At 76.6% G+C, this 14059-nt stretch carries 9 protein-coding genes; 5 read left to right on the forward strand and 4 right to left on the reverse strand.

What is annotated here, in order from left to right; all coding sequences use genetic code 11:
- Positions 1–7 precede the first annotated feature (7 nt).
- Positions 8–4681, reverse strand: a complete 4674-nt coding sequence (locus HL189_RS20960; RefSeq protein WP_369135672.1) for an HAD-IC family P-type ATPase — start codon at positions 4679–4681, stop codon at positions 8–10.
- 133 nt (positions 4682–4814) lie between these two features.
- Here HL189_RS20960 and HL189_RS20965 point away from each other — a divergent pair, with 133 nt between their 5' ends.
- Positions 4815–6158 carry a M20 family metallopeptidase gene (locus HL189_RS20965; protein WP_369135673.1) on the forward strand — a complete coding sequence of 448 codons (1344 nt, stop codon included), beginning with the start codon at positions 4815–4817 and terminating at the stop codon, positions 6156–6158.
- The gene (locus tag HL189_RS20970; protein ID WP_369135674.1) at positions 6127–7323 is read left to right on the forward strand and encodes an SDR family NAD(P)-dependent oxidoreductase; all 1197 of its coding nucleotides are present in this window, start codon (positions 6127–6129) and stop codon (positions 7321–7323) included. The genes HL189_RS20965 and HL189_RS20970 overlap by 32 nt, the downstream gene beginning before the upstream one ends.
- Before the next feature lie 35 nt (positions 7324–7358).
- On the opposite strand, the gene HL189_RS20975 is transcribed toward HL189_RS20970, so the two are convergent.
- Entirely contained in the window at positions 7359–7910 is a 552-nt protein-coding gene (locus tag HL189_RS20975) for a TIGR03086 family metal-binding protein (RefSeq protein ID WP_369135675.1), read from the reverse strand.
- Between the two features lie 37 nt (positions 7911–7947).
- Between HL189_RS20975 and HL189_RS20980 the strand changes: the two genes are divergently transcribed.
- Genes HL189_RS20980 through HL189_RS20990 form a run of 3 tightly spaced genes read left to right on the forward strand, consistent with a single transcriptional unit; the run spans position 7948 to position 11100 of the window.
- A complete protein-coding gene (locus HL189_RS20980; protein ID WP_369135676.1) occupies positions 7948–8874 on the forward strand; it encodes a helix-turn-helix domain-containing protein in 927 nt (308 codons plus the stop codon).
- On the forward strand, positions 8871–9257 hold the full coding sequence (locus tag HL189_RS20985; protein WP_369135677.1) for a DUF6394 family protein: 387 nt from the start codon (positions 8871–8873) through the stop codon (positions 9255–9257). The genes HL189_RS20980 and HL189_RS20985 overlap by 4 nt, the downstream gene beginning before the upstream one ends.
- Before the next feature lie 7 nt (positions 9258–9264).
- A complete protein-coding gene (locus HL189_RS20990; RefSeq protein WP_369135678.1) occupies positions 9265–11100 on the forward strand; it encodes a TrkA family potassium uptake protein in 1836 nt (611 codons plus the stop codon).
- A 15-nt stretch (positions 11101–11115) separates the two neighbouring features.
- Here HL189_RS20990 and HL189_RS20995 read toward each other — a convergent pair whose 3' ends face one another.
- A complete protein-coding gene (locus tag HL189_RS20995) occupies positions 11116–12537 on the reverse strand; it encodes an FAD-binding oxidoreductase (protein WP_369135679.1) in 1422 nt (473 codons plus the stop codon).
- Positions 12534–14036, reverse strand: coding sequence for a malate dehydrogenase (quinone) (gene mqo / locus HL189_RS21000; RefSeq protein WP_369135680.1), 1503 nt, complete (start codon positions 14034–14036; stop codon positions 12534–12536). The genes HL189_RS20995 and mqo overlap by 4 nt, the downstream gene beginning before the upstream one ends.
- Positions 14037–14059: the final 23 nt, after the last annotated feature.

The following is a 14059-nucleotide window of genomic DNA, read 5'->3' on the forward strand; positions in this document are numbered from 1 at the left end:
CCGCAGGCTAGGAACTGGGCGCCTCCGCGTGGAGGGGTCCGGGGACCGGCTCCGCCCCCTGCGGAGGTGTGTCACCGGACGTACCCGACCGGTGCCGCGCCGCCCCGTCGGCCGGGCCCGCCGGCGACGGGTCCCCGGAGCCACCGGAGCCACCGGAGCGGTTCTGCCACCGCTGCACCAGCGGGGGGACCAGCTCGGCTCCGGCGGTGCCGGTGGCCGCCCAGCCCAGCACGGCGAGCCAGGACAACGGGTCCAGCGGACGGCAGCCGAAGAACTGGCTGAGCCCGGGCACCTGCACGATCGCCGCCAGCACGGCCAGCGACCCGGCGGCGGTGGCCAGCACCATCGGGCTGCGCCGGCCCGCCCAGGCGGTCTGGCCCAGCTGGGTGGTGATCAGCGCCGCCAGGCCCATGGTGGAGGCCCGGCTGCGGGTGCCGGTCAGCCGTCCGGTCGCCCAGGCACCGGTCGCGCCGGCGGTGGTGGCGGCACCGCGGACCAGCACCAGCCGGCGCACCGCCGCCTGGAAACCGCGGTGCGGCCCGGCCCGCAGCACGTCCTCCAGCGGGTGGCCGGCCAGCGGCCCGTCGCCGCCGTCCGCCGTCGTGGTGCGAGGGGCCGCCACCGCGACGGCGAGCGCGGGGAACATGTCGGTGAGCAGGTTGACCAGCAGCAGCTGCCGGGTGCCCAGCGGCGCCCGCCCGCCGAGCGCGGTGCCCAGCACGGTGAACGCGACCTCGCCGGCGTTGCCGCCGACCAGGACGGCGACGGCGTCCAGGACCCGCGACCACATGGCCCGACCCTCGGCGATCGCGTCCACCAGCCGGGTGAGGTCCAGGTCGGTGATCACCAGGTCGGCGGCCGTGCGTGCGGCCGGTGACTCGGCCCCCGCGACCCCCACCCCGACGTCGGCCAGCCGGATCGCCGCGGCGTCGTTGACCCCGTCCCCGGTCATCGCCAGCGTCGCCCCGCCGCGCCGCAGCGCCCCGACCAGGAGCACCTTCTGCTCCGGGGAGAGCCGGGCGAAGACCGCCGTCTCGGCCACCATCCGGGCCCGCTCGGCCTCGGACGCGCGGGCCAGCTGGCTGCCGGTCACCACCCGGTCGGCGTTCGGGACGCCCGCCTCGGCGGCGATGGCGGCGGCGGTCTGCGGGTGGTCGCCGGTCGCGACCAGGACCCGCACGCCGGCCGCCCCCAGCTGCTCGATCGCGGTCATCGACGACGACCGCACCGTGTCGGCCAGCGCGACCAGCCCGCGCAGGGTGAGGTCGGTCGCGGCGTCGTCCAGGTCGTCGGGGCGGCCCTCCATGGGCCGGTCGGCGACCGCGAGCACCCGCAGCCCCTCCCCCGCGAGCTGCTTCACCCGCCCGCTGGCGTCCCCCGTGTCGCCGCACCGGCGCAGCACGACCTCGGGCGCTCCCTTGATCACGAGCCGGCCGTCCCGCAGCGCCGCGGACAGCCCGCGGCCGGCGGCGAACGGCAGCGCCGCGTCCGGCGGGGAGTCGGGCACCACCTCCCGGTCGGCCGCCGCCTCGAGCACCGCCCGGTCGGTCTCGTGCGCCTGGTCGTCACCGTTGCCGGCGCCGGCCGCGGCGAGCCGCAGCAGCTCCTCGTCCGTCAGCTCCCCGTCCAGCGGCACGAGCCGGACGACCCGCAGCCGGTTCTCCGTCAGCGTCCCGGTCTTGTCGAAGCACACGGTGTCCACCCGGCCGAGGGCCTCCAGCACCCGGGCGCTGCGCACCACCGCGCCCCGCCGGGACAGCCGCCGGGCGGCGGCCTGCTGGGCGACGGTGGCGACCAGCGGCAGGCCCTCGGGGACGGCGGCGACCGCCACGGCCACCCCGGAGCGGACCGCCTCCCGCAGCGGGCGGCCCCACAGCAGGCTGAGCACCGTCACCGCCGCGCCGCCGGACAGGGTCACCGGCAGCACCGACCGGGTCAGCTCGGCCAGCCGGGCCTGGACACCGGCCGGCGGCGCCGCGGCACCAGCCGCCCGCGCGGCGCGCCCGGCCTGGGTGGCCCCGCCGACGGCGACGACGACCGCGCGGCCGGTGCCGGCCACCACCGTCGTCCCGTCGAACAGCATGCAGGTGCGGTCGGCGACGTCGGCCCCGGGCGTGGCCGCCACCGACTTGACCACCGCCAGCGACTCCCCGGTGAGGCTGGACTCGTCGACCTCCAGGTCGTCGGCGGCCAGCAGCCGGGCGTCCGCGGTCAGCACGTCCCCGGACTGGACGGCGACCACGTCCCCCACCCGCAGCGCGCTGGAGGGCACCTCCTCGGTGCCGTCGTCGGTCTCCCGGCGGACCGGGACGTCCTGCTCGAGCAGCAGCGACTCCAGCGCCGTCTCCGCGCGCATCCGCTGCAGGCCGCTGAGCAGCGCGTTCCCCGCGGTGACGCTGCCGACGAGGATCGCGTCGGTGGACTCCCCGAGCACTGCGGTCGCCGCGGCGCCCGCCCCGAGGACAGGGGTGAGCGGGTCGGACAGCTCGGCGGCGACGGTCCGGGCGAACCGGACCGGGCCGCGGACGGCGGGCAGCGCCCCGGCCCGCCGGCGGGCGGCGGCCAGCGGACCGGCCGGCACGGGGTCGTCGGTGCGCAGGCCGGCGACCCGCCGCAGCACGTCGTCGGGGTCGAGCGCGTGCCACGGCGTGTGCACCGACGGCGGCGGTGCCGGGCGGCGGGCCACCCGGACCGCCGCCCAGGACCCGCCCAGCATGGTGAGCACCGTGGCCGACTTGCCCGGCGTCGTGGCCTTCCGCTGGCCGCCCCGCGCGCCGCCGACCGCGGCGAGCAGCCCACCGAGGACGTTGCCGGTCAGGCCCGTCTCCACCGACCGCCGGCTGACCGTGCGGGCCGCCGCGGTGGCCTGCACCAGGTGGCAGGCGTCGACCAGCCCCGGGCCGGTGAGCAGGTCCGCTCCCCAGGCCGGCCGGACGCCCGGTCGGGCCGGGGCGATCCCCACGTCAGCGGCCAGCAGGGCGGCGTCGTCCGCGGCGGACACGACGAGCACGCCGCGCCCCTCGGCCTGCAGCCGGCGGACCACCGCGGCCAGCGGCTCCTGCCCGGGATCGACCTGTTCAGCGGCCGAGGCGATCTCCCGGGTGCCCACGTGCGCGGTCAGGACCAGCCGGTGACCGGCCTCCGTGACGGCGGCGAGCAGCGCCTCGGCGTGCGGGTCGAGCTCGGCGGCGACGGTCACCGTGCCGACCTGCCGCTCCCCCTCGCAGAGCGCCCGGACCTGGCCGCCCGGGACGTCGGGGTGCTCGCCGGGCGGCTCCAGCCGGACGGACCCGTCGTCCGCCGCGGGAGCGTCGTCGCCCAGCAGCCCGGTGGCTGCCGTCCACACCCGGGCGTCGTCCCAGCCGTCGGCCCCCGCCGACGCCTCGGCCTCGATCACCACCGGCGGGCCGGTGCACAGCGCGGCGCTGTCGACCACGACGGCGTCCAGCCGGTCCAGCCGCCGGTATGCCGACCCGTCCAGCGGCAGCACCCCGCGGCGGCACATCAGCAGGTCCAGGACGGCGGCGAAGGAGCTGCGTCCGTTCAGCGCGGCCTTCGGGGACAGCCCCTTGATGAAGTCCGCCGAGCGGCCCGGCCGCCGGGTCAGCGCGAGGACGGCGAGGGACCCGGCGAGCGTGGTGGGACCCAGCCGGTTGCGGTACCGGTCCACCGGCCCCGGCGGCAACGACCCGGGGCGGGGGCCGGGCGGCTCCAGCGGCTGCTCGTCCTCGGCCGCCGCCGGACCGCACAGCTCCCGTTCCCGGCGGCCCCACACCTGCCGCCGCGCCCGCACCGCGAGCGCCTGCTGCAGCGACGCGGCCGCGTTGATCGCGGGCACCGTCGGGCTCTGGGTCAGCGCGTGCAGCAGCGCCCCGGTGGCGTCCAGGGCGAGCTCGGTGCCCAGCGGGCCGATCCGCCGGGACATCCGGTCCTTGAGCCACGTCTGGGAGTCGAGCAGGACGACGGCCACCGTGGCGTGCCGGGACAGCGCCGGCACCGGGAGGAACTTCGCCGCGACGGCGACCCCCATGGCCACGGTGTCGACCGCCGCCTCGGCGAGGGCCGCGATCATCGGCTCGAGGTCCGCCGGGTGGTCGCTGCGCGGGCCGTGCGCCGGGCCGCCGCGGACCCGCTCCACCGCGGTGACCACGCCGACGAGGTCCGCCGGGCGCACCCGGCGCTCGTCGAAGGCCACCATCACCCGGCCGACGACGTCGTTGACCGCGGCCCACTCCACCCCCTCGAGCCGCTCGAGCTGCCGGCGCAGGTTGCGCCGCGCGCCCGGCGTCGGCTCGGTGGCCAGCTCGACCTGGATCCGGTCGCGGTCGGCCCACACCCGGTGCGTGCGCCGGTCGGCCGGCGGCTCGACGAGCCCGTGCACCGCCGCGGCCAGGTCGCGGAGGTGCCCGCTGGGCACCGGGTCGGCCCCGGTGACCAGGGTGCCGACGCTGCGCACCCCGGCGACGGTGGCGACCCGGGCCAGGCCGAGGGTGCCGCCGAGGACGGCGCCGGTCAGGTCGGCCGCCGCCGCGCCGACCCGGGACGACCCGCCCGGCGGCACGCCCAGCAGGCCGGCCGCCCCGAGCACCGGGGCGGCCGCCAGCGCGGTGCCCGTCGCCGCCAGGGACGCGGTCGCGCCGAGCGCGCTGCGTGCTGCCCGCCGCAGCCCCAGCACGGACATCAGGAGCCGGACCCGGTGGGCGACGACGAGGTCATCCTGTCCTCCTCGGTGGTGCAGGTCACCATCCTGGCCCTCGCGGCCGCGGCCCGCACCACTTGCGGACAGCAGCGTCCGCAACCGGTAGACACGGACCATGTCCGACGCCGCTCCCGACCCCCGCCGACCGCAGCCCGCCGACACCGCGCACCTCCAGCAGCTGCGGGCGGCCACCGACCGGGCCGCCGCCACCGCCGAGCCGCTGACCTCGTCGCACGCCGGCGCCCCGGAGGAGCTGCTCGCCCGGGTGGAGCAGGCCGTGGAGGCGTCCGCGGAGGACCTGCGGGGGCTGAGCCACGACCTGCACGCCCACCCCGAGGAGGGCTACGAGGAGCACCGGTCGGCCCGCGCGGTCGCCGACCTGCTGGCCCGGCACGGCATCGAGGCGCAGGTGGGGGCGCACGGCCTGGAGACGGCGCTGCGCGCCACGACCGGCTCCGGCGACGGCCCCACCGTGGCGTTGCTCGCGGAGTACGACGCACTGCCGGGCATCGGCCACGGCTGCGGGCACAACATCATCTGCTCCTCGGCGGTGGGCGCCTTCCTCGGCCTGGCCGCCGTCCTCTCCGCCGGGGACGTCGGGGGGACTGCGGTGCTGCTCGGCACGCCCGCCGAGGAGGGCGGCGGCGGCAAGGAGCTGATGGCCCGGGACGGCGCCTTCGACGGCGTGGACGCGGTGGTGATGCTGCACCCGTTCAGCTACGACGCCGCGGTGCAGCCGTTCCTGGGCCGCCGCCAGCTGCGGATCACCTACACCGGGATCGCCGCGCACGCCTCGGCCCAGCCGTTCATGGGCCGCAACGCCCTCGACGCGGTGGTCGCCTGCTACTCGGGGGTCGCGATGCTGCGCCAGCACGTCCCCGACACCGACCGCGTGCACGGGATCATCACCGACGGCGGGCAGCGTCCCAACGTGGTGCCCGAGACCGCCGAGGCCCTCTACTACGTGCGCTCCGCGACGCCGGAGACGCTGGCCGACCTGTCCCGCCGGATGGAGGCGATCGCGGTGGCCGCCGCCGCGATGACCGGCTGCGGCTACGAGCTGCACTGGGACGAGATGCCCGCCTACCTGCCGATCCGGGCCAACCTCGAGCTCGCCGCCCGCTGGACCCGGCACCAGGCGCGACGCGGCCGCAGCGCGCTGCCCCCCGGCGTCACCCCGGCGTCGCTGGCCGGCTCCACCGACCTGGGCAACGTCAGCGTGCGCGTGCCGTCGATCCACCCCATGATCGCCATCGCCGACCCGGACACGTCGATGCACACCACCGGCTTCGCCACGGCCGCCGTGTCGCCGGCCGGTGACCGGGCGGTGCTGGACGGCGCGGTGGGCCTGGCGCTGACCGCGCTCGACGTGCTCGCCGACCCCGAGCTGCTCGCCGCCGTGCGCGCGGAGTTCGACGCGGAGGGCGGTGTGCTCGACCTGGAGGAGGTCCTGGGATGACCGAGGCGCCCGCGCCCACCCGCACCGACCGGGCGCCTCCAACTGGTTCTTCCACATCGCCGGCTCGCTGGTGCTCTCCGTCGTCCGCGGGCTGCTGATCACCGAGGTGCTGGAGCCGCGGCTGGAGCGGCTACGGGTGCCCCGGCAGCAGAGCGAGGACGCCGAGGAGGGACGCGGCGCGGTCGAGGACGTCACCGACCTGACCATCGACGACCGGGCCCGCCGGGGGATGCGGCTGGCCGACCTGCGGTGCGGGCCGGGCCGGGAGAGGGTGGCCCGACGGGTCCCGATGGAGTTCGGAGGGCGCATGGCGCGCGTGGCGGTGACCGGCAGCAGCGGCAAGCTCGGCCGGGTGGTGGTCGACCACCTGCTCGAGTCCGGATGGGACGTCGTCGCCCTGGACCGGGTGCCCTCGCCGCGGCGCGACGTGGTGTCCACCGTCGTCGACCTCACCGACTTCGGGCAGGCGGTCGAGGCGCTGAGCGGCATCGACGACCGGCACGACGGGGTGGACGCGCTGGTGCACCTGGCCGCGGTGCCGGCCCCGGGCCTGGTCCCGAACGCCGCGACGTTCGCCAACAACGTGACCGCCTCGTACAACGTGTACTCGGCGGCGTTGCGGGCCGGGGTCCGGACGATCGTCTGGGCGTCGAGCGAGACGGTGCTGGGGCTGCCCTTCGACGAGCCGCCGCCCTACCTGCCGGTCGACGAGGAGTACCCGCCCCGGCCGAACAGCACCTACTCGCTGGTCAAGACCCTGGAGGAGGAGCTGGCCCGGCAGCTGTGCCGCTGGCACCCGGACCTGTCGATGACCGGGCTGCGGTTCAGCAACGTGATGCTGCCCGAGGAGTACGCCGCGTTCCCCGGCTTCGACGCCGACCCGCAGCTGCGGAAGTGGAACCTGTGGAGCTACATCGACGCCCGGGACGGCGCGCAGGCCGTGCGCCGCGCCCTCGAGCGGCATGCCGTCGGCGCGGACGTCTTCATCATCGCCAACGCCGACACGGTGATGTCCCGCCCGAGCCGGGAGCTGGCGGTCGAGGTGTTCCCGGGCGTCCCCGTCACCCGGGAGGTCGGCGAGCACGAGACGCTGCTGTCGATCGACAAGGCCCGCCGGCTGCTCGGGTACGAGCCCGCGTACTCCTGGCGGGACGCCACCGGCTGACCGCAGGGCGGCCGGCGCGGTGGCGTCCCGGCCGGTCAGGCCGCCCGGCCGAGCCGGGCGAGCACCTGGGTGGCCCGGTCCGCCCCGGGCGGCGGGGTGGCCCCCGGGCGGCAGATGCCGTCCATGTACAGCCCCTCGCCGAAGCTGTCCGCCCCGGCCGCGACCCGGTCGAGCTCGGCGTCGGTGAGGACGGCGTCCTGGCCGGTGGCGCGGGCGACGTCCCACCGGTGCACGACCATGTCCCAGACGTAGAACTGCTCCAGGGTGGCGCCGATCGTGGTCGGGCCGAAGAAGCCCTCGTAGCCGCGCCCGGCGACCTCGTCGTCGGCGATCACCGCGGCCACCCGCTGGGCGTGCTGCCGCCAGGCACCGGCGGGGTCGGCGTCGAGGTCCGGCGCGGGACCGAGGTCCAGGCCGTGCCCGGTGAGCAGGTCGCGCTGGCTGTCGACCAGGTGCCGGACGACGTCCCGCGCCGTCCACCCCTCGCACGGCGACGGCCGGGACCAGGCATCGGCGGGAACGGCGTCGAGGACGGCGGACAGGGGCCGGGAGGCTGCCTCGTAGGAGGTGGCAGTGGGGTTCGACATGCCCGCAGCCTGGCCGGATGCGGCACGCTGCGTCTTGATGAAACCCGACAGCGAGCCGCGGCAGCGACTGGACCCGGTCGAGCGCGCCCACCTCAAGGAGCCCGGGGACGCCTCGCACGCGATGTACCGGTACGAGCCGACGCCCGACCTGGCCGGGCTGGTGCGCCGGTTCTGGATCCCGGTGTGGTCGGTGCCGCCCGGGCAGGAGTCCGTGCAGCGGGTGCTCCAGTACCCCGTCTGCCTGCCGGTGGTGGCCTCCGGCTACGCCCGTTTCTACGGCGTCCAGACCGGGCTGTCGACGACCACGCTGACCGGCGACGGCTGGGCGGTCGGGGTGATGTGCACGCCGGCCGCCGGCGCCCTGCTGGCCGGCGCCCCGGTGGCGCGCTACACCGACCGGCACGTCAACCTCGCCGAGGTGCTCGGCGACGCCGCCGACGTGCTGGTGGGCCGGGTGCGGACGGCGATGGCCGGCGACCCGCACGCCCCGGGCGCGCACGAGGCGGCGATGGCCGCCTTCGACGCGGCCCTGCGCCCCTTCCTCCCGGTCGACCCCGAGGGCGAGCTCGTCGACCGGGTGGTGGCCTTCGTCGAGGAGGACTCCGAGGTGACCCGGGTCGGGCAGGTCTGCGACGCCTTCGGGCTCTCCGAGCGCGCCCTGCAGCGGCTGGTGCACCGCCGGCTGGGCCTCACCCCCAAGTGGCTGATCCAGCGCCGCCGGCTGCAGGAGGCAGCGGAGCGGCTGCGCACCGACGGGGCCGCGCTCGCGGAGACCGCCGCGGTGCTCGGCTACGCCGACCAGGCGCACTTCGTCCGGGACTTCTCCCGGGTCACCGCGATGACGCCGGGCCGGTTCGCCGCCCGCCACCGCGCCCCCGTGGCGCGGGAGCGGGTGGCGGTGGGGGGCCGGGACCAGGACGATGCGGGCACCGCGGAGGACGGGCGGACGGGGAGGGCCGGATGAACCTGGAGAAGGTGGTCTTCGGGTTCTTCGTCCTGCTCGCAGCCACGCTGAACTTCGGCTTCTTCATCGGGGACATCGACGACCCGGTGCTGCACAACCCGTACGAGCTGTTCGCCGCGGTCGTCGTCAACCTGATCGCCACCGTGCTCAAGTTCGGCGACCGCACGCAGATCGGCGCGGTGCACCTGGCCACCAGCCTGGTCGCGGACCTGCAGCTGATCGGCGCGGCGCTGATGTACGGCTACGCCGTGTACGTCTCCTCCGCCGGCATGACCGCGGGCTGGACGGCGAGCGTCGTCTCCCTCTCCGGGGGCGCGCTGCTGGCCAACCTGGTCTCGGTCGTGCTGCTGGTCGTGGAGACGGTGTCCTTCCACCGGAGGTGAGCCACCTGTGAGGACCCCACCTGCGGTCGCCGTCGGTCAGGCCGGGCGGGACGACCGCTGGCACCGCCGGGCGGCCCGCCGGGTCGCGGCCAGCTCCGCCGCCCAGGCGTCAGCGGCGATCTTCCTGGTGATGCGGCGCATGCGCGCGCCGCTGATCGTGCTGATCGGGATCTTCGCGATCAGCGTCCTGGGGCTGACGCTCATCCCGGGGCAGGACGGCGAGGGCCGGCCGTGGCGGATGGGGTTCTTCGACGCCTTCTACATCATGAGCTACACCGCCTCCACGATCGGCTTCGGGGAGATCCCCCACCCGTTCACCTACAACCAGCGGATGTGGGTGACGATCTCGATCTACCTGACCGTGGTCGGCTGGGCCTACGCGATCGGCTCGCTGCTGTCCCTGCTCCAGGACCGGGCGTTCCGCCAGGCGCTGGCCCTGCAGCACTTCACCCGCAAGGTCGCCCGGCTGCGGGAGCCGTTCGTGCTCATCGCCGGCTACGGCCGGACCGGGGAGCTGCTCGGGCACTCGCTCGACGCGCTGGGCCGCCAGTTCGTCGTCCTGGACCGGGACCCGGAGCGGATCGACGCCCTCGAGCTGGACTCGTACCACGCCGACGTGCCCGGCCTGCCCGCGGACGCCCGGGACCCCGGGCACCTCGCCGTAGCCGGGCTGGACCACCCGGCGTGCGAGGCGGTCGTCGCGCTCACCAACGACGAGGAGGCCAACCTCGCGGTGGTCATGGCCGCCGCGCTGCTGCGCCCCGAGCTGCCGGTCATCGCCCGGGTCACGTCCCGCGCGCTGGAGGAGCGGATGCGGGCGTTCGGCGGCCCGAGCACGGTGAACCCGTTCGACCGCTTCGGCGACCACCTGGGGCTGGCGTTGCGGGCCCCGGCCTCCTACCAGCTGCTGACCTGGCTGGAGAGCGGGCCCGGAGCCGAGCTCCCGGCGCGCGGCTCGCCCCCGCGGACCGGGCACTGGATCGTCTGCGGGTACGGGCGGCTGGGGCGGGAGCTGACCGCCGACCTCCGCGCCGAGGGGCTGGAGGTGACCGTCGTCGAGCCGCGGGCCGCCGGCGACGAGGACGACGACCTCGTCGTGGGCGACCCCGCGGAGCCGGACGTGCTGCGGCAGGTCGACCTGGTCCGGTCCGTCGGCTTCGTGGCCGGCACCGACAACGACACCACCAACCTCTCACTGGTCGCCGCGGCGCGGCGGGGCAACCCGTCGCTGTTCATCGGCGCCCGGCAGAACCAGGCCGCCAACGCGCCGCTGTTCGCCGCCATGGAGGTCGACGCCCTGCTCGTGCCGTCCGAGGTGATCGCGCACGAGGTGTACGCGCAGCTGGCCACCCCGCTGCTGTGGCGGTTCCTGCGCGAGATGCCGGCCCGGGGCGACGCCTGGGCCGCCGAGGTGATCGACCGGCTGACCGCCCTCTGCGGCGAACGCCTGGAGGCGCTGTGGAAGGTCCGGCTCTCCCCGGAGGACGCACCGGCCCTCCCGGGCTGGCTCGCCTCCGGCCGGGCGACCCTCGGGGACCTGATGCGCAACCCGGAGGACCGGGAGCAGCCGCTGCACGCGGTGGTGCTGCTGGTGCTGCGCGGCCACGAGGCCACCGTCGCCCCGGAGCCCGACTTCGTGCTCGCGGTCGGCGACGAGCTGCTGCTGGCCGGCTGGGGCGCGGCCCGCCGGGCCCTGGAGATCGTGCTGGAGGTGGACGCCGTCCGGGAGTACGTCGTCACCGGCCGCCGGGTGCCCTCCAGCTGGATCTGGCGCCGGCTCTCCCCAGCCGGGAGGACCGCCGGGACGACCGAGGGGCGGACCGCCGAGCCCGCCGACCGCTGAGCCCGCGACCGGCGCTCAGCGGGCCGCGGGGAGCACCGCGCCCGGGTTCATCAGGCCGGCCGGGTCGAGCAGCTGCTTGAGCCCGCGCATCAGCTCGATGTCCAGCGGGTCCTTGTAGTCGGCGATCAGGCCGGCCTTGGCCCGGCCGAGGCCGTGCTCGGCGCTGATGCTGCCGCCGAAGGACGCGGTGGAGTCGTGGACGACCCGGCTCAGCTCCGCGCCGCGGGCCCGGAACACGTCGTCGTCGGCGCCCACCGGCTTGCTGAGGTTGTAGTGCAGGTTGCCGTCACCGACGTGCCCGTAGGAGACGATCCGCACCCCCGGCAGGGCTACCTGCAGCGCCCGGTCGGTCTGCGCCACGAAGGCCGGGATGCTGCTGATCGGCACCGTGACGTCGTGCTTGAGGCTGGGGCCCTCGGGCTGCTGCGCCTCCGAGATGCCCTCCCGCAGCGCCCACAGGGCGGCCACCTGCCCCGACCCGGACCCGACGACGGCGTCGGTCACCAGCTCCCGGTCGAACGCGGCACCGAGCGCCGCCTCCAGCACCTCGTCCAGCGGCGCCTTCGGCAGGGTGTCGGAGAGCTCGACCAGCGCGTACCAGGGGTGCGGCCCGCCCAGCGGGTCCCGGACCCCGGACGTGTGCGCCAGGACCAGCTCCAGGCTCTGCCGGGACATCACCTCGAACGCGGTGAGCCGGTCACCGGCCAGCTCGCGCACCACGCCGATGAGGTCGACGGCGGCCTGCGGACCGGGCAGCCCCACCCACGCGGTGGCCCGGGTGCGCACCGCCGGGAACAGCTTCAGGACGGCGGCGGTGATGATCCCGAGGGTGCCCTCCGAGCCCAGGAACAGCTGCTTGAGGTCGTAGCCGGTGTTGTCCTTGCGCAACCCGCGCAGCCCGGACCAGGTCCGGCCGTCCGGCAGCACCACCTCCAGGCCCAGGGTGAGGTCGCGCATCGTGCCGTAGCGGAGGACGGCGGTGCCGCCGGCGTTGGTGGCCAGGTTCCCGCCGATCGTGCAGCTGCCCTCCGAGCCCAGCGACAGGGGGAACAGCAGGCCCTCCGCCGCGGCGGCCTCCTGCACGGCGCGGAGCACGACGCCGGCCTCGACGGTGATGGTCTGGTCGGCCGGGTCGAGGTCCCGGACCCGGCGCAGGCGGGTCAGCGACAGGACCACCTGCCGCCCGGACGCGTCGGGGACCGACCCGCCGCACAGCCCGGTGTTGCCGCCCTGCGGGACCACCGCGACCCCCGCGGCCGCGCACCGCCGGACGACCTCGGCGACCTCCTCGGTGCTGCCCGGACGGACGACGGCGGCCGCGGCGCCGCGGTACGCGCCCCGCCAGTCGGTGAGGTACCCGGCCATCTGGTCGGCGTCGGTGACCAGGCCCGCGGGCCCGACCACCTCCCGCAGCCCGGCCACTGGATCGGCGCTCATCGGTTCCCCTCCCGGCCGGGCACGGCCGGCGTCAGGCCCAGCGTCCCCCGGGCGCGCGCGACGGCGGCCGCCAGGCCGGCGGGTCCCAGCGCCCGCAGCACGGCGGCCGGCGGGGCGAGTTCCGCCAGCCGCGGCGCCCAGTCGGCACCCCGGTCGGGGAAGCAGGCAGCGAGCACGTCCAGCATCACCGCGGCCGCGGTCGACGCCCCGGGTGAGGCACCCAGCAGCGCGGCCAGCGAGCCGCCGGCGGAGACCAGGACCTCCGTGCCGAAGCCGACCATGGTGCCGCGGCCGTCGGCGGTCTTCAGCAGCTGGACGCGCTGGCCCGCGCTCACCAGCTCCCAGTCCTCGGCGCGGGCGGTGGGCACGAACCGGCGGAGCTCGGCGAGCCGGGCGGCGTCGGACTGGGTGACCTGCCGGACCAGGTAGGCCACCAGCGACCGGTTGTCCCGGGCGGTGGCCAGCAGGGTCGGCAGGTTGCCCGGGCGGACCGACCGGGCCAGGTCGGTGAGCCGGCCCTGGGTGAGGAACCGCGGGGAGAACGCGGCGAACGGGCCGAACAGCAGGTGCTCCTCCCCCGCCACCACCCGCCGGTCCAGGTGCGGCACGGAGATCGGCGGCGCCCCCGGGGCGGCGTGGCCGTAGAGCTTCGCGCGGTGGCCGCCGACCAGGTCGGGCCGGGAGGTGCGCAGGAACTGCCCGCTGATCGGGAAGACGGCCGAGCTGCGGATCTCCGGCACCCGGGCGGACTGCAGCAGCGGCAGCGTCCCGCCGCCGGCGCCCACGAAGACGAACCGGGCCCGCAGCGGGCGCGGCCGGCCGGTGTCCCGGTCGCGGGCGTCGACCTGCCAGAGCCCGTCGCGCCGGCGCAGCGAGCGCACCTCGTGCCGGAGGTGCACGGCGGCGCCCTGCTGCCGCATCGCGCCCAGCAACGCCCGGGTCAGCACGCCGAAGTCGACATCGGTGCCGGCCGCCGAGCGGGTGGCCGCGATCGGCTCCCCGGCGTCCCGCCCCTCGAACACCAGGGGCAGCCAGCGGGCCAGCACCGCCCGGTCGTCGCTGTACTCCAGGTCGGCGAAGAGCGGGTGGTCGCGCAACCCCTCGTACCGGGCGCGGAGGTACGCCACGCCGTCCGCCCCGCGGCCGAGGCCCATGTGCGGCACCGAGCGGATGAAGTCCGCCGGCGCGCCGATGAGCTCCTGCTCGACCAGCCGCGCCCAGAACCACAGCGAGGTGAGGAACTGCTCGCCGATCTGCACCGCGCTGGAGACGTCGACGGAGCCGTCCGGCCGGCGGGGCGTGTAGTTGAACTCGCACAGCCCGGCATGGCCGGTGCCGGCGTTGTTCCAGGCCCCCGAGCTCTCCGACCCCGCCTCGCCGAGCCGCTCGACGACGGTGATCCGCCAGTCCGGCTGCAGCCGGCCGAGGAGGACGCCGAGGGTGGCGCTCATGACGCCCGCTCCGACCAGGACGACGTCCTGCACGTCGGCGTCCGACACTCGGGCACCTCCTCGTGCGCTCG

Source organism: Modestobacter sp. I12A-02662, assembly GCF_041028325.1.
Classification (GTDB): Bacteria; Actinomycetota; Actinomycetes; order Mycobacteriales; family Geodermatophilaceae; genus Modestobacter.

Excerpts from the sequence above, each read along its gene's own strand:
- HL189_RS20995 (WP_369135679.1), bottom strand. The coding sequence starts at position 12,537 with ATGAGCGCCGATCCAGTGGCCGGGCTGCGGGAGGTGGTCGGGCCCGCG.
- HL189_RS20980 (WP_369135676.1), top strand. The coding sequence starts at position 7,948 with ATGAAACCCGACAGCGAGCCGCGGCAGCGACTGGACCCGGTCGAGCGC.
- HL189_RS20975 (WP_369135675.1), bottom strand. The coding sequence starts at position 7,910 with ATGTCGAACCCCACTGCCACCTCCTACGAGGCAGCCTCCCGGCCCCTG.
- HL189_RS20985 (WP_369135677.1), top strand. The coding sequence starts at position 8,871 with ATGAACCTGGAGAAGGTGGTCTTCGGGTTCTTCGTCCTGCTCGCAGCC.
- HL189_RS20965 (WP_369135673.1), top strand. The coding sequence starts at position 4,815 with ATGTCCGACGCCGCTCCCGACCCCCGCCGACCGCAGCCCGCCGACACC.
- HL189_RS20960 (WP_369135672.1), bottom strand. The coding sequence starts at position 4,681 with ATGTCCGTGCTGGGGCTGCGGCGGGCAGCACGCAGCGCGCTCGGCGCG.